Annotated in this window: 20 protein-coding genes; 11 read left to right on the top strand and 9 right to left on the bottom strand. The window is 73.0% G+C overall.

Features of this window, described 5'->3' with window-relative positions; all coding sequences use genetic code 11:
• Positions 1–76 precede the first annotated feature (76 nt).
• The gene (locus ACPZVR_RS20200) at positions 77–1,423 is read right to left on the bottom strand and encodes a cytochrome P450 (protein WP_436701475.1); all 1,347 of its coding nucleotides are present in this window, start codon (positions 1,421–1,423) and stop codon (positions 77–79) included.
• A gap of 115 nt (positions 1,424–1,538) precedes the next feature.
• On the opposite strand from ACPZVR_RS20200, the gene ACPZVR_RS20195 reads away from it, so the two are divergent.
• Entirely contained in the window at positions 1,539–2,282 is a 744-nt protein-coding gene (locus tag ACPZVR_RS20195; RefSeq protein ID WP_436701474.1) for an HAD family hydrolase, read from the top strand.
• A gap of 22 nt (positions 2,283–2,304) precedes the next feature.
• Positions 2,305–4,821, top strand: a complete 2,517-nt coding sequence (locus ACPZVR_RS20190; protein ID WP_436701473.1) for a glycoside hydrolase family 65 protein — start codon at positions 2,305–2,307, stop codon at positions 4,819–4,821.
• Between the two features lie 93 nt (positions 4,822–4,914).
• On the opposite strand, the gene ACPZVR_RS20185 is transcribed toward ACPZVR_RS20190, so the two are convergent.
• The 3 genes from ACPZVR_RS20185 to ACPZVR_RS20175 form a co-directional block, all read right to left on the bottom strand.
• The gene (locus tag ACPZVR_RS20185; RefSeq protein ID WP_436701472.1) at positions 4,915–5,607 is read right to left on the bottom strand and encodes a helix-turn-helix transcriptional regulator; all 693 of its coding nucleotides are present in this window, start codon (positions 5,605–5,607) and stop codon (positions 4,915–4,917) included.
• Positions 5,608–5,650: 43 nt separating this feature from the next.
• Positions 5,651–6,934: a sensor histidine kinase gene (locus ACPZVR_RS20180; RefSeq protein WP_436701471.1), complete on the bottom strand. Its 1,284-nt coding sequence runs from the start codon at positions 6,932–6,934 to the stop codon at positions 5,651–5,653.
• A 90-nt stretch (positions 6,935–7,024) separates the two neighbouring features.
• Entirely contained in the window at positions 7,025–7,924 is a 900-nt protein-coding gene (locus ACPZVR_RS20175; RefSeq protein WP_436701470.1) for a hypothetical protein, read from the bottom strand.
• Positions 7,925–8,400: 476 nt separating this feature from the next.
• Here ACPZVR_RS20175 and ACPZVR_RS20170 point away from each other — a divergent pair, with 476 nt between their 5' ends.
• Positions 8,401–9,648, top strand: coding sequence for an MFS transporter (locus ACPZVR_RS20170; protein WP_436701469.1), 1,248 nt, complete (start codon positions 8,401–8,403; stop codon positions 9,646–9,648).
• On the opposite strand, the gene ACPZVR_RS20165 is transcribed toward ACPZVR_RS20170, so the two are convergent.
• The 3 genes from ACPZVR_RS20165 to ACPZVR_RS20155 all read right to left on the bottom strand — a co-directional run bounded on the left by ACPZVR_RS20165 (position 9,641) and on the right by ACPZVR_RS20155 (position 12,361).
• Positions 9,641–10,531 carry an exodeoxyribonuclease III gene (locus tag ACPZVR_RS20165; RefSeq protein ID WP_436701468.1) on the bottom strand — a complete coding sequence of 297 codons (891 nt, stop codon included), beginning with the start codon at positions 10,529–10,531 and terminating at the stop codon, positions 9,641–9,643. The genes ACPZVR_RS20170 and ACPZVR_RS20165 overlap by 8 nt on opposite strands.
• A 93-nt stretch (positions 10,532–10,624) precedes the next feature.
• Positions 10,625–11,605, bottom strand: coding sequence for an NAD-dependent epimerase/dehydratase family protein (locus ACPZVR_RS20160; protein WP_436701467.1), 981 nt, complete (start codon positions 11,603–11,605; stop codon positions 10,625–10,627).
• Between the two features lie 198 nt (positions 11,606–11,803).
• Positions 11,804–12,361 carry an NYN domain-containing protein gene (locus tag ACPZVR_RS20155; RefSeq protein WP_436701466.1) on the bottom strand — a complete coding sequence of 186 codons (558 nt, stop codon included), beginning with the start codon at positions 12,359–12,361 and terminating at the stop codon, positions 11,804–11,806.
• A 116-nt stretch (positions 12,362–12,477) separates the two neighbouring features.
• Here ACPZVR_RS20155 and ACPZVR_RS20150 point away from each other — a divergent pair, with 116 nt between their 5' ends.
• The 3 genes from ACPZVR_RS20150 (at position 12,478) to ACPZVR_RS20140 (ending at position 14,860) form a co-directional block, all read left to right on the top strand.
• Entirely contained in the window at positions 12,478–13,272 is a 795-nt protein-coding gene (locus ACPZVR_RS20150; protein WP_436701465.1) for a glycoside hydrolase family 25 protein, read from the top strand.
• A gap of 168 nt (positions 13,273–13,440) precedes the next feature.
• The gene (gene trxA, locus ACPZVR_RS20145) at positions 13,441–13,794 is read left to right on the top strand and encodes a thioredoxin (RefSeq protein ID WP_436701464.1); all 354 of its coding nucleotides are present in this window, start codon (positions 13,441–13,443) and stop codon (positions 13,792–13,794) included.
• Positions 13,787–14,860 carry an LLM class flavin-dependent oxidoreductase gene (locus tag ACPZVR_RS20140; RefSeq protein ID WP_436701463.1) on the top strand — a complete coding sequence of 358 codons (1,074 nt, stop codon included), beginning with the start codon at positions 13,787–13,789 and terminating at the stop codon, positions 14,858–14,860. The genes trxA and ACPZVR_RS20140 overlap by 8 nt, the downstream gene beginning before the upstream one ends.
• On the opposite strand, the gene ACPZVR_RS20135 is transcribed toward ACPZVR_RS20140, so the two are convergent.
• Positions 14,850–15,494, bottom strand: coding sequence for a TetR/AcrR family transcriptional regulator (locus ACPZVR_RS20135; RefSeq protein ID WP_436701462.1), 645 nt, complete (start codon positions 15,492–15,494; stop codon positions 14,850–14,852). The genes ACPZVR_RS20140 and ACPZVR_RS20135 overlap by 11 nt on opposite strands.
• 83 nt (positions 15,495–15,577) lie before the next feature.
• Here ACPZVR_RS20135 and ACPZVR_RS20130 point away from each other — a divergent pair, with 83 nt between their 5' ends.
• On the top strand, positions 15,578–16,540 hold the full coding sequence (locus ACPZVR_RS20130) for an oxygenase MpaB family protein (protein ID WP_436701461.1): 963 nt from the start codon (positions 15,578–15,580) through the stop codon (positions 16,538–16,540).
• A gap of 86 nt (positions 16,541–16,626) precedes the next feature.
• Here the strand turns inward: ACPZVR_RS20130 and ACPZVR_RS20125 are convergent, their stop codons facing one another.
• On the bottom strand, positions 16,627–17,247 hold the full coding sequence (locus tag ACPZVR_RS20125) for a hypothetical protein (RefSeq protein WP_436701460.1): 621 nt from the start codon (positions 17,245–17,247) through the stop codon (positions 16,627–16,629).
• 135 nt (positions 17,248–17,382) lie between these two features.
• Between ACPZVR_RS20125 and ACPZVR_RS20120 the strand changes: the two genes are divergently transcribed.
• The 4 genes from ACPZVR_RS20120 to ACPZVR_RS20105 all read left to right on the top strand — a co-directional run bounded on the left by ACPZVR_RS20120 (position 17,383) and on the right by ACPZVR_RS20105 (position 21,242).
• Positions 17,383–18,024 carry a DUF2238 domain-containing protein gene (locus ACPZVR_RS20120; protein WP_436701459.1) on the top strand — a complete coding sequence of 214 codons (642 nt, stop codon included), beginning with the start codon at positions 17,383–17,385 and terminating at the stop codon, positions 18,022–18,024.
• A 39-nt stretch (positions 18,025–18,063) separates the two neighbouring features.
• Positions 18,064–20,448, top strand: a complete 2,385-nt coding sequence (locus tag ACPZVR_RS20115) for an ATP-binding cassette domain-containing protein (protein WP_436701458.1) — start codon at positions 18,064–18,066, stop codon at positions 20,446–20,448.
• Positions 20,449–20,604: 156 nt separating this feature from the next.
• Entirely contained in the window at positions 20,605–20,934 is a 330-nt protein-coding gene (locus ACPZVR_RS20110; protein ID WP_436701457.1) for an AbrB/MazE/SpoVT family DNA-binding domain-containing protein, read from the top strand.
• Positions 20,931–21,242 (top strand): hypothetical protein, encoded by a 312-nt coding sequence (locus ACPZVR_RS20105; RefSeq protein WP_436701456.1) that lies wholly within the window; start codon positions 20,931–20,933, stop codon positions 21,240–21,242. Before ACPZVR_RS20110 ends, ACPZVR_RS20105 begins: the two co-directional genes overlap by 4 nt.
• Positions 21,243–21,498: the final 256 nt, after the last annotated feature.

Genomic DNA, 21,498 nt, shown 5'->3' with positions numbered 1-21,498 from the left:
GCCCCACAAGCGCCGACCCGGCGCGTTCAAACGCGCCGGGTCGGCGGCTCTCAGAGGTTCAGATGCGACGGGTCGATCACACGGCGACCGGCTCGGCGCCGATGTGGACGGGGAGGGCCTCGACGCCGTACACGGCCGAGAGCTTGCGGAACTCCAGCTCGGAGATGTCGCTGGCCATGGTCAGGTCCGGGAAGCGCTCGGCGAGCATCCGCAGGGCGGTCCGCAGCTCCATCCGCGCGAGCTCGGCGCCGACGCAGCGGTGCATGCCCCAGCCGAAGGCGAGGTGCCGGGTGGGCTCGCGGGTGGGGTCGAAGGTGTCGAGGCCGGGCGCCAGGCGGGGGTCGCGGTTGGCGGCGAGGAGCGAGACGCCGACGGCGTCGCCCTCTTTGATCGAGACGCCTCCGATCTCGACGTCCTGCTTGGCGAAGCGCAGGAACGCGAGCTGGACCACGCACAGGTGCCGCAGCAGCTCCTCGACGACCTGGTTGACCTGCTCGGCGTCGTCGGAGCGCAGCATCTCGCCGGCCTTGGGCGTGGTGGCGATCAGGTAGGCGCCCAGCGCGAGCATGCTGGCGGAGGTCTCGTAGCCACCGAGGAAGACGCCGTCGGCGATGCCGCCGAGCGTCACGTCGTCGAGCTCGTCGCCGTGCTCCTTCAGCAGCGCGCCGATCAGCCCGTCGCCGGGGTGGGCGCGCTGTTCGCGCACGGCGTTGATGAGGAACTCGCGGGTGTGGGCGGCGGCGCCGAAGGCACCGGCACCGCCCTCGGTGAGGTCGAAGCGCGCGACGCCGAGCTCCAGGAACCGCGCCCGGTCGTCGACGGGGAGACCGAGCAGGTCGCAGATGACGTCGAAGGGTACGGCGAACGCGAACTCCTCCACCATGTCGACCGGGCGCCCACCGCGGCCGGCCTCCTCCATCGCGTCCAGTCGCTGCTTGACGATGGCCTCGATGCCGGGCTGCAGCCGGGCGAGGCGGCGCATCGTGAACTCGGGGGTCAGGTAGCGGCGCAGCGCGGTGTGCAGCGGCGGGTCGGTCATGCCGAGGCCGCCGATCTGCTCCTCGTCGGAGCGTCCCTCCTGGGACACGAACTGGCCGAGGTCGTTGGACCACACGTCGGCCCCGCCGGCGAGCACGTCGCGCGCCTCGTCGTACCCGCTGACCAGCCAGACGCCCTTGCCGAAGAGGTCGGCGAGCTTCTTCACCGGCTGCTCGGCCTGGACCTTCGTCATCGCGGGCAGCGGGTCGAGCCCGTCGCGCTTGAGGGGGAGGGTGACGGAGTCCGGCAGGAAGCGGAGCTTGCGCAGGTCGATGCCGCCCCGCATGGTCCGGTTGAGCAGCCAGACGCCGACCCGCTGCTTCACCGGGCCGAGGACCGGGTCGAGCACGGGCGCGATCACGGAGCCGAGGAGGGGGATGCGCATGAGGGGTATTTCACCAGACGAGATGCCTTGGTGAATCCGGTGTGACCCGGATCGCGCCCCTGACCCGCCCCTGAGGTCGCCCGGACCGACGGGCACGGCCGGTTAGCCTGATCAGGTGCCTCGGACACAAGTCGACTGGGATGCCTGGAAAGCCGTGCTCTTCGACCTCGACGGAGTGGTGACGCCGACCGCCGTCGTGCACATGCACGCGTGGGACGCGATGTTCAACGCCTTCCTCACCCGGAGGTCGGCGGAGGACGGCGCGGCCTATCCGCCCTACACCGAGCAGGACTACTTCGCCTACGTCGACGGCAAGCCCCGCTACGACGGTGTCCGCTCCTTCCTGGCCGCGCGCGGGATCACCCTGCCGGAGGGCTCCCCGAGCGACCCGCCGACGGCGCAGACGGTGTGCGGGCTCGGCAACAGCAAGAACGACGCCTTCGAGCAGATCCTCAGCACCGAGGGGGTCGTGCCGTACGCCGGCTCGGTCGAGCTGATCTTCACGCTCCACCGCCGCGGCATCCCGATGGCGGTGGTGTCGTCGTCGCGCAACGCGCCGGCGGTGCTCGAGGCCGCGGACCTGAGCGCGTACTTCTCCCTCGTGGTGCACGGCGGGGTCGCCGAGGAGCTCGGCCTGCCCGGCAAGCCCGCCCCGGACACCTTCGCGTACGCCGCCCAGCAGCTGGGCGCCACCAACGAGCAGTCGGTGGTGCTGGAGGACGCCGTGAGCGGTGTCGCCGCGGGGCGGGCCGGCGACTTCGGCCTGGTCATCGGCGTCGACCGCGGCGCGGGACCGGACGCGCTGACCGGCGCCGGTGCGGACCTCGTCGTACCGGATCTCGCCGACCTGCTGCCCTGACCCGCCCAGACAAGGAGAGCCGATGAACGCACCCGAGGGCCCGTCCCACAAGGCGCCGCCGGCCGCGGACCCCCTGGACCGGATCCGCTTCCCCGTCGACGAGTGGCGACTGGTCGAGACCCGCTTCGACGCCTCCGACCTCGGCACGACCGAGTCGCTGTTCACCGTCGGCAACGGCTACCTCGGCCTGCGCGGGAACTACTCGGAGAGCCGGGACGCCCATCTCGACGGCACGTTCATCAACGGCTTCCACGAGACGTGGCCGATCTCCCACGCCGAGGAGGCCTACGGCTTCGCGCGGATCGGGCAGACGATCGTCAACGTGCCGGACCCGAAGGTGATCCGGCTCTACGTCGACGACGAGCCGCTGCAGGTGTCGGTCGCCGACCTGCTGGAGTACGAGCGCGCCCTGGACTTCCGCACCGGCGTGCTGACCCGGGACCTGCTGTGGCGCACGCCCGGGGGGAAGCGGGTCCGGATCCGCAGCACCCGGATGGTCCCGCTGGAGCAGCGGCACCTGGCCGTCCTCACCTTCGAGGTCACCCTGCTCGACCAGCGCGCCTCGCTGGCGATCTCCTCCCAGCTGGTCAACCGGCAAGACGAGCAGCGCGAGACCAGCCCGCTGGACCAGAGCGGCGGCAGCACGGCCGATCCGCGCCGGGCCGAGGACTTCGACCGCCGGGTGCTCGAGCCGCGGATCCACGAGGCCGACCCGGAGACCGGTCGCCTGAAGCTGGGCTACCGCACCGCGCAGAGCGGGATGACGCTGGGCGTGGTCGCCGATCACGTGCTGGAGACCGACGCGCCGTACTCGATGGACGTGCAGGCCGAGGAGGACCTCGCCAAGGCGATCTACCGGATCGCCGCCGAGCCCGGCGTCCCGGTGCGGCTCACCAAGCTGGTCGCCTTCCACACCGCCGTCTCGGTGCCGCCCCGGGAGCTGATCGACCGCTGCGAGCGGACCCTCGCGCGCACCCGCGAGGAGGGCGTGGAGCACCAGTACGCCGCGCAGCGGGCCTGGCTGGACGCCTTCTGGGCCCGGGCGGACGTCGAGGTGGCCGGCCAGCCCGCGCTGCAGCAGGCGATCCGGTGGAACCTCTTCTCGGTGCTGCAGGCCTCGGCGCGGGCCGAGGGCCAGGGCATCGCGGCCAAGGGCGTGAGCGGCTCGGGGTACGGCGGCCACTACTTCTGGGACACCGAGATCTACGTGATGCCGTTCCTGACCTACACGATGCCGTGGGCGGCCCGCAACGCCCTGCGGTTCCGCTACAACCTGCTCGACAGCGCCCGGGAGCGGGCCCGCGAGCTCTCCCAGAAGGGCGCGCTCTTCCCCTGGCGCACGATCAGCGGGCAGGAGGCGTCGGCGTACTACGCGGCCGGCACCGCGCAGTACCACATCGACGCGGACATCGCCTACGCCCTGAGCCAGTACGTCGGCGCGACCGGCGACGACGAGTTCCTGGCCCGCGAGGCGGTCGACATCTTCGTCGAGACCGCGCGGATGTGGGCCGACCTGGGGTTCTGGCGCGACGAGAACCGGCGCACCTTCCACATCCACGGCGTCACCGGCCCGGACGAGTACACGACGGTCGTCAACGACAACCTGTACACGAACGTGCTCGCGCGCTTCAACCTGCGCCGCGCCGCGCGCGCCGTGTGGGAGCTGCAGCGCGACGACCCCGACGCCTACGCCGAGCTGGTCCGCCGGACTGGACTGTCCGCCGACGAGCCCGACGAGTGGGCCGCCTGCGCCGACGGCATGTATGTCCCCTTCGACTCGTTCCTCGGCATCCACCCGCAGGACCGGCACTTCCTCGAGCGGGAGATGTGGGACCTGGAGAACACGCCGCTCGACAACCGGCCGCTGCTGCTGCACTACCACCCCCTGGTGATCTACCGGTTCCAGGTGCTCAAGCAGGCCGACGTCGTGCTCGCGCTCTACCTCCAGGGCGAGGACTTCACGCCGGCGCAGAAGCAGGCGGACTTCGAGTACTACGACCCGATCACCACCGGCGACTCCACCCTGTCCGCCGTCGTGCAGTCGATCGTCGCGGCGGAGGTCGGCTACCACGAGCTCGCCCTGCGGTACTTCCACGCGGCGCTGTTCGTCGACCTCGCCGACCGGCACAACAACACCGCCGACGGCGTCCACGTCGCCTCCACCGGAGGCGTGTGGAGCGCCCTGGTCGGCGGGTTCGGGGGGTTCCGTGACCGCGGCTCCGGCCTCGGCGACCAGCAGTGGCAGCTCGACCCGCGGCTGCCGGACGAGTGGACGTCGCTCGTCTACCGGGTGACCCTGCACGGCACCCGGGTCCGGGTCACCGTGCGTCCCGCCGAGCTGGAGCTGTACGTCGAGCACGGCACCGGACCGGTCACGTTCTCGGTGCGCGGCGAGCCGGTCAAGGTCGGCCCGGGCGCGCCGGTGACCGTGCCGCTGGAGCACCAGGGGCCGCGCCTCGACGGCGAGCCGCCGTACCCGGCCGGCATCCAGCGGGCCGACGGCACGGTCATCTCGGCGATCGTTCCCAGCGGGTACTGAGCGCGGTCGGGATCGCCGGTCGACCGGCGAAACTGTCACTTGTCGGGCGTTGCAACGCCCGACAAGTGCAGGAATCGCCGGTCGACCGGTGATTCATGCACCCTCCGCGCCACCCGGCGGCTGCCACCCGGCACGGTTGGCCAGGCCCACGGCCGCGATCTGCGACGACACCGCGAGCTTGGCGAGGATGGACTTCACCTGGGTCCGGACGGTGGCCTCGGAGACCACGAAGTGGACGGCGATCTCGCGGACGGTCTCGCCGAGCATCAGCCGGCCGAGCACCTCGACCTCGCGCGGGGTGAGCCGCTCCAGCCGCTGGCGGGCATCGGCGCGCTCCCGGCTGTGCTGCCGGGCCAGGGCGATCAGCGCGTCCCGCTCGCCCGACGCGAGGACGGGGAGTCCCCGCTCGATGCGGCGGATCGTCGCGAGGATCTCGTTGAGCGAGCCGGACTTCGGCAGGACCCGGCGAGCGCCCAGCGCGAGGCACTCCCCCCAGCGGGTCCGGTCCGTGGCCGCGGTGACCACGACGACCTCGGCACCGGCCTCGACGAGAGGCGCGATGAGCAGGCGCCCGTCGCCGAGCGCGCCGAGGTCGAGGTCGAGCAGCACCAGCTGGGGCCGCAGGCGCAGCACGCGGCTGAGCAGCGCCTGGGAGGAGGCGAAGGCGGTCGGGGAGACGCTCGACGCGTCGTGGCCCTCGAGGTCGAGGGCGAGTTCGAGGGACTCGGAGAAGAGGACGTGGTCCTCCACCAGCACGACGCGCGTGCCACGCGCCGGCCGGGTCATCGACGGCCTCCGGAAGGGACGGAGCAGGTGCCCACGCCCCCGATTATCGACCGGACTCCGCGCCCCCACCCGCGGAATCCGGCAGTACGTCGCCCGCGGGCAGCTCGACGGTGAAGGTGGCGCCCGCACCGAGCGTGGAGTCGACGCGGATGGAGCCACCGTGCAGGGCGACGATCCGATCGACGATGGCCAGCCCCAGCCCGACGCCGGGCCGGCGGCGTACCGCTCCGTCCTGGGAGCGGAAGAACTCCTCGAACACGTGCTCGCGATCGGCCACGGCGATGCCGATCCCCGTGTCGGCCACTTCGAGGACCACGACCGGCCGGCCCTCCCGCCCGGTATCCCGCCCGGAATCCCATCCGGCGGCCGGGCCGGCGACGCGCAGGCGGACCTCGCCGCCGGGGTCGGTGTACTTGACCGCGTTGGACAGCAGGTTGGCCACCATCCGGTCGAGGTCCTCCGGGTCTCCCGAGACGACGGGCGAGCCGGTCACCGCCAGCGACACGGTCACCTCCCGCAGGCGCGCGGCGCCGTCGTGGAAGGCGATCACGTCGCGGACGAGCGCACCCAGGTCGGTCGGCGCGGTCCGCAGCGCGACCCCCGGACGTCCCAACTTGGCGAGGGCGGCCATGTCCTCCACGACCGAGGTGATCCGGCTCGCCCCACCGTCGACGGCATCGAGCGCGGACCGGGTCGCGGGGTCGAGACCGGTACGCCGGCGCAGCACCTCGACGGTGTTGCCGATCGCCGCGGCGGTGCCGCGCAGCTCGTGGGAGAGAACGTCGATGATCGAGCGGCGGTACTCCGCGATTGCGTGCTCGCGCTCGACCCGGACCTCCAGGTCGCCGCGCTCCAGGGCGGTCACCAGGGCCCGCTCCGCGAGCCGGACGTACATCTGCAGCGTCTCGCGCTGCGCGGCGTCGGGCCGGCGGCCGCTGCGGGGCAGGTCGACTGACAGCAGGCCCCGCAGGCGCCCTTCGTCGTCGCACAGCAGTCCGCAGAGCAGGTCGTCGGGGTGCCACGCGTCGGGGACGTCGAGCGCGACCAGGTCGGGCACCCAGTCGTGCCCCTCGAGGTGACCACCGGATCGCTCGGCCGGCAGGAACCGCAGGTCACCCCAGACCTCGGCCGGCTCCAGCTCCCGCTCGACCAGCTCCACGGGCGCCCGGAGGTCGACCAGATGCGCGATCGCCTCGTCGTCGCCCACGACCGCGACGGTGTGGAGCACGCCGTCGGCGACCAGGCTCACCGCGGCGAGGTCGAAGCCGGCGAACTCGCGCACCCCCTCGGCGATCAGCTCGAGCGTGCGCGACAGGGCGGTGTCCACGTCCCTGGCGTACCCCCGTCCCGACGGCCGCAACCATCGTGACAGCGCGACGCCGCCCGAGAAGCCGAATCGGGCGCAGGCGCGCGCCGCTCAGGCGCTGGAGAGCGTGGGCGCCAGCCAGTCGGCCGCCCACGACACCGGCGCATGCCGGGCGCCCACCTCCGCGATCTCACGGGCCGCGAGCTCCAGGAGGAGCAGCCGGGCCACGCAGTCGCGGTCCGCGGCCGGGACGGGCCAGTGCGCCAGCAGGCGCGGCGCCTCCCGGACCAGCTCGGCGCCGGCGCCGCTCGACCGGACGCCACGGCGCAGCTCGACGAGCCGGAAGTGGAGCGTGTCGAACCCGAGGGGCCGGTTGACCGCGAACCGCTCCCAACCCCAGGCGAGCACCCGCCCGCCGCCGACCGCACTGGAGGCGGTCGTGGTGGGCGACCAGTTGCCGTGCCAGGCGCCGCGCGGCAGCCCGTCGAGGTCGTGGCGCTCGGCGAGCAGCCCGAGCGTCGCGATCAGGCGCTCGGTCAGCGACGACGGCGGCAGTCCGCCGAGGACGGCGCGCAGTTGGGCAGCGTAGGAGCGGTCGAGGTCGGCCGGCGTCACCATCCGGGCCACCGCGCGCTCCGCGGCGAGCAGCGCCTCCCGGCCCGGCGGCCGGGTGCGGTACGCCGGCATGCCCGCCTCCTGGACGAGCAGCGGCCATCCCCGGCGGGTGGTCAGCGCGATCACCCGGGGAGCGACCAGCGGCGCACCCTCGTCCGCGGCCTCGGCCACCGCGGCGAGGACCGCCGCCTCGTCGAGGAGCGCCCGCCCGGCCACCGGGTCCGCGGCCCACCTCGCGATCGCGACCGGCGCCCCGCTGCCGTCGTACGCACGGAAGACCGCGCCGCCCGCCGAGGACGGCGTGGGCCCGGAGATCCGCACCGGTCGACCGAGCGCGTCGGCGACCAGTTCCGCCAGCTCGCCGGCGACGACCCGGGCATCCTCGGTGTCGGGCACGGGAGCGGTCCGAGCCCCGTGCAGGGGGTCGGCGGCATCGTCCGCTGCGCTGCATGCTGTCATCGGCGTGGCCTTCCTGAGCGCTGCCGGCGCGGGCTGGACCGGCTCCGCCAGCGTCCTCGATCCGGGCCTCGCGCGGGTGACCGATGCGCCGTTCTCCCCAGAATTCGGGACGCCGGCGGCCCGCTCGGAGCGCCGCGACGGCGGCCGCGGGCCGCGCGTCTCCCCCATATGGGGTATTGCCGGCGTTCGTCTACCTCGGTCGGCGCCGTCCTGCCTAGGCTGGTCGCGGCCTCGGCCGACGTGACATCCCGCAGGCACAGGCCAGCGGGAGGGGGGCCCGCCGACGTGACCTGCCCGGGTCGCCCGACGGTGTCACGTCGCCGAGGCCGCCCCGCGGCGCGAGCCGCCCGGCCCAGGTCTCGAATATCGAGACCTGGATCTCACCCATCGGACACGCCTGGTTGACTGGGACGGTGCACCCGACCGCCGTACCGACCACGTCGCCGGCCGAGCGGACGATCTCGGCCACGCGCCGCTGGGCGATGCTGGCCGCCGGCACCGGTGCCCAGGCCGCGACGTCGGCGATGGTGACGGCACCCGGCTTCCTGATCCCGGAGCTGCACCGTCCTGTCGCCGAGGGCGGCTACGGCATGAGCCTGGCCCAGGCCGGACTCGTCGCTGCGGCGGCGATGGCCGGGATGATGTGCACGCTCGTGCTGTGGGGGCTGGTGGTGGACCGGCGCGGCGAGCGGTTCGCGCTGCTCGGGGGGCTGCTCGTGACGGCGACGGGCGGCGCGGCGGCCGCCGTGCTCGCCCAGCCGTGGCCGATGACGGCGGCCCTGGCCCTCGCCGGGATCGGCGCCGCCGCCACGAACTCCGCGTCGGGGCGGGTGGTCGTGGGCTGGTTCCCGCCGGAGCGACGCGGCGTCGCGATGGGGATCCGGCAGACCGGTCAGCCGCTGGGGGTCGGCATCGCCGCGGCCACGGTCGCGGTCATCGCCCACCGCCACGGCATCGGCCCGGCGCTGTGGGTGCCGACCGCGGCATCCCTCGTCGTCGCCGCCGCGGTCGCCGTGGTCGTGCTCGACCCGCCCCGGCCGCCCGCGTCCGCGGCGCGCGTCGTCACCAACCCGTACCGCGCCGACAGCTACCTGACCCGCATCCACGCGGCCTCGGTCTTCCTGGTCGTCCCCCAGTTCCTCGTGTGGACGTTCGGCCTGACCTGGCTGATCGACGACCTCGGGTGGTCGGCCGGCGTCGCGGGCCTCGTCGTCGCGAGCACCCAGGTGGCCGGCGCCGCCGCACGCATCGGCGTCGGCTGGGTCTCGGACCTGGTCGGCAGCCGGATGCGACCGATGCGCGCCGTGGCCCTCCTCGCGGCGGCGACGATGGCGCTGCTCGGCCTGACCGCGACCGGCGCCGGCCACACCACCGCGGTGACGGTCGCCGCGGTCGTCCTGCTCGTGGCCGCCTCGGCGGTCACCGTCGCCGACAACGGCCTCGCCTACACGGCGGTCGCCGAGCGGGCGGGGCCCTTCTGGTCCGGACGTGCCCTCGGCGTGCAGAACACCGCGCAGCACGTCGTGGCGGTCGCCGTCCCACCGGTGGCCGGGCTGACCATCACCGCGTGGGGGTACGGCGCGACGTACGCCCTCGCCGCCGCCCTACCGCTGGCCGCCGTGGCCGTGGTCCCCGTCGCCGGCGAGCAGCAGGTCAGCTGAGGCCGTCGAGCAGGTAGTCGACCACGACCGGCGCGTGGTCGCTCAGCCGCACGCCGGCGTGCTCGCGGTCGACGACCGCCGCCAGCGCCGCCCGCGCCAGCCCGGGCGTCGCCAGGTGGTAGTCGATGCGCCACCCGGTGTCCTTGGCGTAGGCCTGGCCCAGCCAGCTCCACCAGGAGTACGGCCCCTCGACGTCGGGGTGCAGCCGCCGGACCACGTCGACCAGTGTGCGCGGCGTGAGCTGGGCGTCGAGCCAGGCCCGCTCCTCGGGAAGGAAGCCCTCGACCCGGTTGCTGCGCCGCCAGTTCGCGACATCGGCCCGGCTGTGCGCGATGTTGAGGTCGCCGGTCAGCAGGAACTCCCGCCCCGCCGCGGCCGCCGCCTTGCGGGCAGCCGCCAGGTGCCGGGCGAACCCGGCCATGAACGCCATCTTCCGGTCGTACTTCGCCCCGCCGTCGGGCGCCTCGCGCATCCGCCGCGGGTCCTGCAGGTGGGCCGGCAGGCCGCCCTTGGGGAGGTAGAGGCTCGCCACGGTCAGCGGTACGTCGGCCAGGTCCACCTCGACGTAGCGCCCCTCCGTCGCGTGGCGGCGCAGCTCGCGCTGCAGCGGTCGGGCGAGCCCGGGGGCCGCCCACGTGCGCACCGCCGCCGGCGGCTCCCGGGTGAGCACGGCGACGCCGTTGCGGCCGGCGATCTCGCCGGCGTCGTACGCCACGGCGTAGTCGCCGAACGCGCCCTCCGGCAGTGCGTCCACCGGGCAGCGGACCTCCTGCAGGGTCACGACGTCGCAGCCACGGGTCGCCAGCCAGTCGCCGAAGCCGCGGCGGTGGGCGGCACGGATGCCGTTGATGTTGGCGGTCGCGATGCGGAACGGGCGGGACACCCGCGGGACTGTAGTGGGCACGGTTCACCGACCGAATTCGTCGCCGATCGCGTCTGGTCACGACAGATTCGGTCGTTGAACCGCAGCGGGACGTCAGCGCGCCCGCCAGCGCGCCAGCAGGTCCGCCTCCCGCTCGATGGTGATGCCGGTGATCCGTGCCGCCGGGTCCGCGTCGAGCCACGCGCGGGTGTCGCGGGTGGTCGCGTCGACCGGGCGCGACTCGAGACCCGCGGCCAGCGCCGGTCCCGCGTCGTGGGCCAGCATCCCGTCGTAGGCGGGGCGAGGCAGCCAGACCGGGATGCTGTCCGGTCCCGACCACGGCTCGACGCCCTCGGCGGTGAGGAACCCCTGGTCGACCCACACGAGCCGGGCGTCCGGCAGGCAGGCGGCGAGGAGCTCCCCGATCGGGACCGCGGGTCCGACGGCGTCGTACGTCCCGCCGGTGCGCTCCTCGGCGAGGGTCACGATCCAGGCCGCGAGGTCGCGGACGTCGATCACCTGCACGAGGTCCGCGGGGTCGCCGGGCGCGAGGACCTCGCCGGTCGCCGTCGAGCGCCGGGCCCAGTAGGCGAACCGGCCGCTCGGGTCGCCGGGCCCGACGATGAGACCGGGGCGCACCACCGCGGCGCCCGGGACGGCGTCGAGCACGAGCTGTTCGCACGCGACCTTCATCCCGCCGTAGCTCTCGACGTCGGCCGCCGGGTCCCGGTCGTCCGTGATCGCCGGCTTGAGCCGGCCCGTCCCGGGCCCGGCCGGGTCGGCGTCGTCGGCGTAGACCGAGATGGTCGAGACGAACACCCAGTGTGCGTCGGGGCTGCGCTCGCCGAGGGTCGTGAGGGCGCGACGCACGTGCGACGGCAGCCGTGCCACGTCGACCACGGCGTCGTACGGCGCCCCGTCGGTCAGCGCCGCCGGCGCATCCTCGGACCGGTCCCAGCGCACCGTCGTCGCTCCCGGCGGCACGGTGCCCGATCGCCCCCGGTTGGCGCACACGACCTCGTGGCCGCGACCGGCCGCCTCGGCCGCGACCGCACGGGACAGGAACTGGGTACCGCCGAGCACCAGGAGCCTCATCCGGCCACTATGCCCGACCCGGGAAGGACCGCAGCGCAGCCGGCACCAACGACTCGGTGTTGCCGCCAGGTCGGCGGTGGTGCCACCGGACCCGACCGCGTAGCCGGCAGCGTGGCGGACGCGCAGCGCATCGAGCGACGCCCGCGGTCCGAGCGCAGCGAGGACCGGGCGGCGAGCTCGATCTCCGACACGCTCGGCTCAGAGGAACAGCGTGGGGTCGAACTCGTCGATGGGGATGATCCGGACCCGCGGCAGGCGCTCGTTGAACGCGTTGACGTCGTACTCCAGGTCGAAGAACTCCAGGCCGCGGGTGGTCAGGGGCGCGAAGGCGCTGTTGCGGAACTCGGTGAACCCGACCAGGCCGACGCGGCGGCCGTCGAGGACGTTCTCGACCTGCTCGACGAAGTCGCCGTCGTTGCTGACCAGGACGACATCGGCCTCACGGCTGCGCAGCTCCTCCAGCGTGCGCTGGATGGCGATGTCGACGACCTTCTGGTTCGCGCCGCCGGACAGCGGGATCGGCCGGTAGCCGATCGCCAGCAGCGCCTGCACGAACGACATCGGCAGCTCGCTGTTGGCCGCGAGGAAGAACAGCCCGTTGGTCGGCTGCCCCCACTGTCGCTCGACGAACTGCAGCAGCCGCTCCCACCGCGGACGCTCCTCGGGTCGGGGCCGCCGGCCGAGGATCGACGTACCGAGCGTCGCGTCGATGTTCTCCCCGTCCACCAGGACGTGGGTGGTCCGCGCGGTCTCCATGGCAGGAGGCTATCCGCCGCTGCCCGGCGAGACTCATCGACCGGGATCCGATGAGTCCTGCTGATCGGATCCCGGTCGATGAGCGGCTCTCCGGGGGAGATGGTTGGCTGGACCGCATGAGGAGCCCCGCCGCGCTGGCCGCCGCCGCGGTGGCGCTGCTGTCGCTGGCCGGCTGCGGCGGCGGTACGCCGGCCCCGCCCTCGTCGTCCACGAAGACACCCACCGCGTCGCCCACGCCGGCCCCCGCCCCCGCACCGCCCGCATCCACGCCGCCGGCATCCACGCCGCCCGCATCCACACCACCCGCTCCCTCGCCCGAGCCCACGCTCGTCGAGGGCATCGACGCCTCCCACCACCAGGGCCCGATCGACTGGCCACGGGTGGCGGGCGCCGGGATCCGGTTCGCCTATCTCAAGGCGACCGAGGGCACCGGGTTCACGGACCCGCGCTTCGCGGCGCACCGGACCGCCGCCGAACGCGCCGGCGTGGCGGTCGCCGGCTACCACTACTTCCAGCTCTGCAGCGACGGTGCCGCCCAGGCCGAGCACTTCCTGTCCGTCCTCGGGGCCCGACAGGACCCCGACCTCCCGCCCGCCGTGGACCTCGAGCTCGCGGGCAGCTGCGCCACCCCGCCGCCGGCGACGGAGCTGCTCGCGGAGATCCGGGAGTTCCTCGCCGCGGTCGACGAACGGCTGGGCACGACCTCGCTGGTCTACCTCTACCCCGAGTTCGAGCAGCGCTTCGGGTTCGCCGACGACCTCGCCGACCACCCGCAGTGGGTACGCCGCCTCGGCGATCGCCCGCCGGGCCGCGACTGGGCCGTGTGGCAGTACGACGACCGCGGGTCGGTCCCGGGCGTCGCCGGCGGCGTCGACCGCAACCGGGGAACAATCCCGCTCGGTAGGTCGTGACTCCCATTCCTCGGTGGATGCCCGGGTCGTCCAGTGCGTGCGATGGCAAGACGCCGGCGCGAAGGCATGCTGGGCGCACGTCGAGCGTCGGCAACGCCGCCAGCGTGCGTGCTGGGCGGGCCGGGCGCCGCCAGGGAATGGGAGTCACGACCTAAGCGTTGAGAAGACATGTCCACCATCGACCTGACCGCCGGCAACTTCGAGCAGACGGTCCTCGACAACGAGATCGTGTTCGTCGACTTCTGGGCGTCGTGGTGCGGCCCGTGCCGCAACTTCGCCCCGATCTACGAGGCCGCCGCGCAGGAGCACGGCGACCTGGTGTTCGGCTCGGTCAACACCGAGGAGGAGCAGCAGCTCGCCTCCGCCGCGCGGGTCACCTCGATCCCGACCCTGATGGCCTTCAAGAAGGGGGCGCTGGTGTTCTCCCAGGCCGGTGCCCTGCCGGCGCCCGCGCTGGCCCAGGTCATCGCCGCGGTCCGTGACTTCGACGTGGACGCCGCGAAGGCCGCCGGCGGTGCGTGAGCCCCTTCCCGGGCCGCAGGACCTGCAGTTCGGCCTCGACACGTTCGGCGACGTCACCATCGACCCGGCGACCGGCGAACGACTCGGCCACCCGGCCGTCATCCGGACCATCGTCGAGCAGGGCGTGCTCGCCGAGCAGGTGGGCCTCGACGTCTTCAACGTCGGCGAGCACCACCGCGACGACTTCGCCGTCTCCGCGCCCGACCTGGTGCTGGCCGCGATCGACGCCCGCACCGAGCGGATCGGCCTCGGTACGGCGGTCACGGTGCTCAGCTCCGACGACCCGGTCCGCGTCTACGAGCGGTTCGCGACCCTCGACGCGCTGTCGAACGGGCGCGCGGAGATCACCCTGGGCCGCGGCTCCTTCACCGAGTCCTTCCCGCTCTTCGGGTACGACCTGGCCGACTACGAGCGGCTGTTCGCCGAGAAGCTCGACCTGTGGGCCGCGCTCCAGGGCGAGGGGACGGTGACCTGGGAGCGCGGCGAGCTGCGTGCCCCGCTGCGCGACGTCCGCGTCTTCCCGACGACCGAGCGCGGCTCGATCCCGACCTGGATCGGCGTCGGCGGCTCGCCCGAGTCCGTCGTCCGCGCCGCCCGCTACGGCTTCCCGCTCATGCTGGCGATCATCGGCGGCGAGCCCGCGCGGTTCGCGCCGTTCACCGACCTCTACCGCCGCGCCCTCGACGAGTTCGAGCGCCCGGCGCTGCCGATCGGCGTGCACTCCCCCGGCTTCGTGGCCGACTCCGACGACGAGGCGCGCGAGCTGCTGTTCCCGCACTTCAAGGCCAACCGGGACCGGATCGGCGCCGAGCGCGGCTGGGCTCCCGCCACGCGCGAGCAGTACGACGCCGAGGTCGACCACGGCGCGCTGTTCGTCGGGTCGCCGGAGACGGTCGCGCGCAAGATCGCCGCCGCCGTCCGAGCGCTCGGCATCCAGCGCTTCGACCTGAAGTACAGCAACGGCACGATGCCGCACGAGCAGCTGCTGCGCAGCATCGAGCTGTACGGCACCCGGGTCGCCCCGCGGGTGCGCGAGCTGCTCGCCGCCGAGCCGGTCAGGGCCTGACGACCGAGCCGTTCACCGTGGCGAACAGCTCCACCAGCACGTCGACGAGCCGGTCGCGCTCGACACCGATGTCGCCCTGCAGGACCGCGCCCAGCGCGTGCGCGACCCCACCGATGAGGAACTGCGCGGTCAGCCGCAGCTCGACCGGCAGGCCCTCGGCCGGACCGGCGGGGTCACCCGACGACGCGGTGGCCGCGAGCATCCCCGCGAAGCGCCGCGACTCCTCCAGCACCCGCGGCCCGAGGACGGGTGAGGTGATCGACTCGAGGAGCGCGATCCGCCCCTTGCGGGGATCCTCCAGGAAGAGGTCGACCATCTCCGCCAGCACCGCTCTGGTCCGCTCGCGCGGATCGTCGGGCGCCGCCGCCAGTGCCGCGACCGATCGCGCCGCCGCCTCGCCGGCGATGCCCTCGAACACGGCGAGCTGGAGCTCCTCGATGCCGGCGAAGCTCTCGTAGAAGTAGCGGGCGGCCAGTCCGGACGCCTCCGCCACGCCGCGGACCGTGACGCCGGCGACGCCTCGGGTGCCCATCAGCTCCAGGCCGGCGGCGAGCAGCCGGCCGCGGCGCTCGGCGACCCGCTCCTCGGCCGCACGTCCGGCGTACCGTCGCGCGCCCGCCACCCCATCCGTCACGCGGACATCTTGACACGGGTGTTGACCGATGGGTGAATGGATCTGTCAACCGGTGTTGACAGTTCGCGACGAGGAGCTCCCCCATGTCCGATCCCCCGGCCGCTCCCCTGGCCGCTCCCCTGGCCGTGCCCCCGTGGCACCCCTCGCAGCCGCACCACGAGGTGGCCGCGGACGTCCGCGCCTGGCTCGGCACGCCGGCCGCCTTCGCCCTGTTCGGGCGCCTCGCCCTCGACCAGGTCGCCTATCGCGAGGTCGCGACGGCCGTCGACGCCACCGGCCGGTTCGCGCAGAACTTCACCGACCGCGGGATCCGCAGCGGCCTGTGGGGACCGCTGCTGCTGTTCGGCGACGACGCCGACCGGCGCGCGACGGCACAACGGCTCAAGGACCTGCACGGCCAGGTCCGAGGCCGGGGCAAGGGTCACTTCGCGGGCGAGCGCTACAGCGCGATGAACCCCGCGCTGTGGAAGTGGGTGGGCACGACGAGCCTGCTCGTGTTCCACACCGGCTACGTCACGACGTACCGCCGACAGCTCACACCGGACCAGGTCGAGGTGGCCTACCGCACGATCCTGCACGTCACCGATCTCGAGCTCCCCAGCGAACAGGCCCGGATCCCCGCGACCGCGGCCGAGGCGGCGGCGTACTACGACGAGGTGGCGGCCACCGTGCTCGCCGACAACGAGTTCCTCCAGTGGGCCCACGCGACGTTCGACCGGCTCCCCGTGCCGACCCTGGTCGGTCCCCGCTGGCTCCAGCGGGCGGTCGCCCCGGCGTGGCGCGTCCTCACGCCGGTGCTCGGGCGGCCCGCGAAGGTGTGCGCGGAGGGCGCGGCCCATCCCCGCATGCGCGAGCTGCTCGGCGTGCGCTGGACCCGGCGGCGACAACGCGAGCTCGAGCTCTACCTCCTCCTCGTCCGCACCGCGCGGCGCTGGCTGCCCCGCTGGCTCCTGCTGGACCCGCTGGCCCGCAACCGCTTCCGCTACGAGCGGCTGCGCGCGCGATACGAGAAGCCGCAGCTGACCTCCTTCGCGGCACCACGCTGAGGAGACGCACCTGGCGCGCGGGCACGAATCCGGGCGGCGACTCTGTCGCCGCCCACGAGCGGACGCCGACGGCGCGCCGAGCGGCGTCAGCCCCGTCGATCCTCGGGCCCCCGCGGCAGGAACTGCGCGGTGAAGGCCGGCCAGGCCTCGTCGATCAGCTCCTCCATGTCGAGATGGGTGGCCTTGCGGACATAGGCCTTGGTCAACTCGGTGTCCAGCACCTTGAGCAGGAACCGTCGCAGCTCGGCGTCCAGCCCGGCGACCTTCCGCAGCATCGCGCCACGCCGGGTGTCGGTCGTGAGCTCGAGGCCGATCTGGTCCGCGTCCGGGGTCTGCAGCTCCAGCCGCAGCCGCAGCGGCGCCTCGGTGTGGACGACCAGCACCAGCGGTACGACGACCTCCGCGTTGAACGTCAGCCTGTCGAGCGGGAGGTCGAGGTCGAACACGACACTGATCGGCAGGTCGATCGCGTAGGTCAGCAGCTCGCCGGGCACCAGCTCGCCCGTCGTGGGCCGGTAGGTCCCGACGAAGCTCACGCTCGCGAACGCCCGGCCGGGCCCCGCGCCGATCGGCCCCAGCGCGATCTGGTCGCCGAGCACCTCGTCGACCGTGCGCAGGATCCGCTCCTTGTGGAGCACCCGATGGATCCAGCTGACCCCGAACTCCTCGTACGTCGTCGGCGTCGCCTCGGCCACAGCACCCCCCATGAATGTCCCGGATCCCCCTCCAGGACTGCCGATTCTCGCGCATCACCCGGCGGCTTACGACGGCGGGCACCCCATCGACGCGGGCGAACCGGCGAGGTCATGCGAGAATCGCGGCTCGCTGACGAAGGAGCCCGGATGACCGATGCGGCCGTGGTGGTCCGCTACCCGACCCCGATCGTCGTGCGATCGGCCGACATCTGCGCCAAGGGCCTGCTGGTGCTGCTCCTCCTGCTGGCGGTGATCGACCCCGACAGCGGCAACCTGCGGGACAAGGCGGCCGAGGCCCGTGCCATCGGCTACCCGCTGGCGTCGTTCGCGGTCCCGGTCGTGTGGCTGCTGGCGTGGAAGGAGCGCGCGTCCTTCCCGTGGCTGCCCGACCTGATGGTCACGCTGACCTGCTTCACCGACATCCTCGGCAACCGGATGGATCTCTACGACACGATCGCCTGGTTCGACGACCTGATGCACTTCGCCAACACCGGGCTGATCGCCGGGGCGGTCATCCTGCTGACCCTCCATCACAGCGCCGGCCGGATCCGGGTGGTCGAGCGGGCGCTCGCGGTCGGCGCGACCGCCGCCATCGCCTGGGAGCTCGCCGAGTACGTCGCCTTCATCAACGGGCACTCGGAGCGCGCCTTCGCCTACGAGGACACCCTCGGGGACCTCGGCCTCGGGGTGCTCGGCTCGGTCGTCGCCGCGCTGGTCATCCACCACCTGTGGGGGCGCGGCCAACTGCGGGAGACCGCTCCTCAGCTGGAGCACCCGGCGCGCCACTGACCGAGCGGGCTGTCGGTCCGATCCGCCATGATGGGGCGCATGCCGAAGCCTGCCGCCCCCCGCACCAGCGACAGCCACCCCGCCGACAGCCACGACATGATCCGGGTGCAGGGCGCCCACGTCAACAACCTCCGGGGCGTCGACGTCGACCTGCCCAAGCGCCGTCTGAGCGTCTTCACCGGCGTGTCCGGGTCCGGCAAGAGCTCCCTCGTCTTCGGCACCATCGCCGCCGAGTCGCAGCGGATGATCAACGAGACCTACAGCACCTTCGTGCAGGGCTTCATGCCGTCCCTGGCCCGGCCGGAGGTCGACCAACTGGAGGGCATCACCACCGCGATCCTCGTCGACCAGGAGCGGATGGGCGCCAACGTCCGCTCGACGGTCGGCACGGCGACCGACGCCAACGCGATGCTGCGGGTGCTGTTCAGCCGGATCGGCGACCCGTACGTCGGCCCGCCGACCGCCTTCGCCTTCAACGTCCCGACCCGCAAGGCGGGCGGGGTGATGCAGACCGAGAAGGCCGGCGGCAAGGTCGAGAAGAAGGTCGTCAAGAACGCGGTCTACCTCGGCGGCATGTGCGCCGAGTGCGAGGGTCGCGGCACCGTGTCCGACCTCGACCTGAGCGCGATCGTCGACGAGAGCAAGTCCCTCGTCGAGGGCGCGATCCTGGTCCCGGGCTACACCGCCGACGGCTGGATGGTGGCGCCGTACAAGGAGGTGCTCCCGCCGGAGAAGCCGATCGCGAAGTACACCAAGGCCGAGCGCGAGGACCTGCTGTACGCCGAGCCGCGCAAGGTGAAGGTCGACAAGATCAACATCACCTACGAGGGCCTGATCCCCAAGATCCGCAAGTCGATGTTCAGCAAGGACGTCGACTCCCTCCAGCCGCACATCCGTGCGTTCGTCGAGCGGGCGGCGGTGTTCGCGCCGTGCCCGGCCTGCGACGGCACCCGGCTCAACGAGGCCGCCCGCGGCTCGAAGATCAACGGCAGGTCCATCGCCGACGTGTGCGCCATGCAGATCACCGACGCCGCCGACTGGGTGCGCGGCATCGACGACCCGGGCGTCGCGCCGCTGCTGGCCAACCTGCTCCACCTGTTCGACTCCTTCGTGGAGATCGGCCTCGGCTACCTCTCGCTCGACCGCCCCGCCGGCACCTTGTCGGGCGGCGAGGCCCAGCGCACCAAGATGATCCGCCACCTCGGCTCCGCGCTGACCGACGTCACCTACGTCTTCGACGAGCCCACCATCGGGCTGCACCCCCACGACATCCAGCGGATGAACAAACTGCTGCTCGAGCTGCGCGACAAGGGCAACACCGTCCTCGTCGTCGAGCACAAGCCGGAGACGATCGCGATCGCGGACCACGTCGTCGACCTCGGGCCGGGCGCCGGCACCGGTGGCGGCACGATCTGCTTCGAAGGCGACGTCGAGGGCCTGCGATCCTCCGACACCCTCACCGGCCGCCACCTCGCCTACCGCGCGGAGCTGAAGGAGACGGTGCGCGAGCGCACCGGGGCGATCGAGGTCCGCGGCGCCTCGACCCACAACCTGCGCGGCGTCGACGTCGACGTGCCGCTCGGCGTGCTCTGCGTGGTCACCGGCGTCGCCGGCTCCGGCAAGAGCTCGCTCATCCACGGCTCGATCGCCGGCCGCGACGAGGTGGTGGTCATCGACCAGGGCGCCATCAAGGGATCGCGCCGCAGCAACCCGGCGACGTACACCGGTCTGCTCGAGCCGATCCGCAAGGCCTTCGCCAAGGCCAACGGCGTGAAGCCGGCGCTGTTCAGCGCCAACTCCGAGGGCGCCTGCGAGAGCTGCAACGGCAACGGGATGATCTACACCGAGCTCGGGTTCATGGACACCGTCGCCACCGTCTGCGACGAGTGCGGCGGCAAGCGGTTCCAGGCGTCGGTGCTGGAGCTGCGGCTCGGCGAGTTCAACATCGCCGAGGTGCTCGACCTGCCGGTCGCGCAGGCGCACGCGTTCTTCGCCGAGGGCGACGCCAAGACGCCCGCCGCCGCGGCGATCCTGCAGCGCATGGAGGACGTCGGGCTCGGCTATCTCAAGCTCGGTCAGCCCCTCAACACCCTCTCCGGCGGCGAGCGCCAGCGACTCAAGCTCGCCATGCGGATGGGCGAGAAGGGCGGCGTCTACGTCCTCGACGAGCCGACCACCGGCCTCCACCTCGCCGACGTCGCCAACCTGCTCGGCCTGCTGGACCGGCTGGTCGACGGGGGCAAGTCGGTCATCGTGATCGAGCACCACCAGGCCGTGATGGCCCACGCCGACTGGATCATCGACCTCGGCCCCGGCGCCGGCCACGACGGGGGCACGGTCGTCTTCGAGGGCACCCCCGCCGACCTGGTCGCCAAGCGCTCGACGCTGACGGGTGAGCACCTGGCGGACTACGTCGGGGGCTGAGTCCGCGGGCCATGCTCGTCGTAGCGGAGCCGTTCCTGGCCGGCAACGGCTCCTGCCCGACCTCGCCGCGCCCGGTTGGCCGGACACAGCGAACTCCGCTGCTGTAATGCAGCATTGCGGCTTGGCCGTGTATCGGTCATGTGGGACCATCGGTGCATGGACACCGCACCCCGCTTCCACGGCTACGTCAGCCTGCAGCGCCGGGGCCTCGTCGCGCTCCCGGCCGACGTACGTCAGCGCCTGCACCTCGACGAGCCAGGGGCACAGCTGGAGGTCACCGAGCGCGAGGACGGCGTCCTGGAGCTGCGCGCGGCCCTTCCCGTGCCGGCTGACCAGGCGTGGTTCTGGACTCAGCGCTGGCAGGAACGCGAGCGCGAGGTCGACGACCTCGTCGCGGCCGGCCAGGTCACCGTCCACGAGGACGTGGACGACTTCCTGATCCACGTCGACGACATCTCTGGCGCCGAGGGATCCGGCGACGAGTGAAGTTCGAGACCACGCCGGCGTTCGACAGCGACGTGCGTCGGCTCAAGCGCGAGTGGCTGCGGGAGTTCAAGAAGGTCGTTCGCGAGAGGTTCGCGCCGGCCTGCGATGCCTATGCGGCCGACCCGACGACCCCGTGGCCGGGGTCGCTGCGGGTGAAGTCGGTTCGCGGTGCCGACGGCGTGCTCGAGATGACCTGGTCGTTCGCCAGCCCTGACGGCCGGGCGACCTTCGAGCTCGTCACCGTCGATGACGAGCTGAGATGCAGGTGGCGACGAGTCGGGGACCACGGCGTCTTCAAGGAGCCCTGAGTCCCTCCGGCAAAGCCGCGCGGGACCGATCACCGTGATCCGGCTGCATAGTCGGCGCCGCCAGGCCTACTCTTCACCGGTGAAGTACGCCGTTCGGCTCCGCGTCAGTCTCGCTCTCGTCGCCCTACTGCTCGGCTTCTCGGCGGGCGTCCTCCCGTCCGCCTCGGCCGATCCCGTCGCCTCGGCGCCGACCATCATCAGCCCGACGCCCGGACAGGTCATCCGTGACCAGTCGTTCAACGTCCAGTTCGCGAGG

Source organism: Nocardioides segetis (assembly GCF_051390595.1).
Taxonomy (GTDB): domain Bacteria; phylum Actinomycetota; class Actinomycetes; order Propionibacteriales; family Nocardioidaceae; genus Nocardioides.
This window is presented reverse-complemented; position numbering and strand designations above follow the sequence as displayed.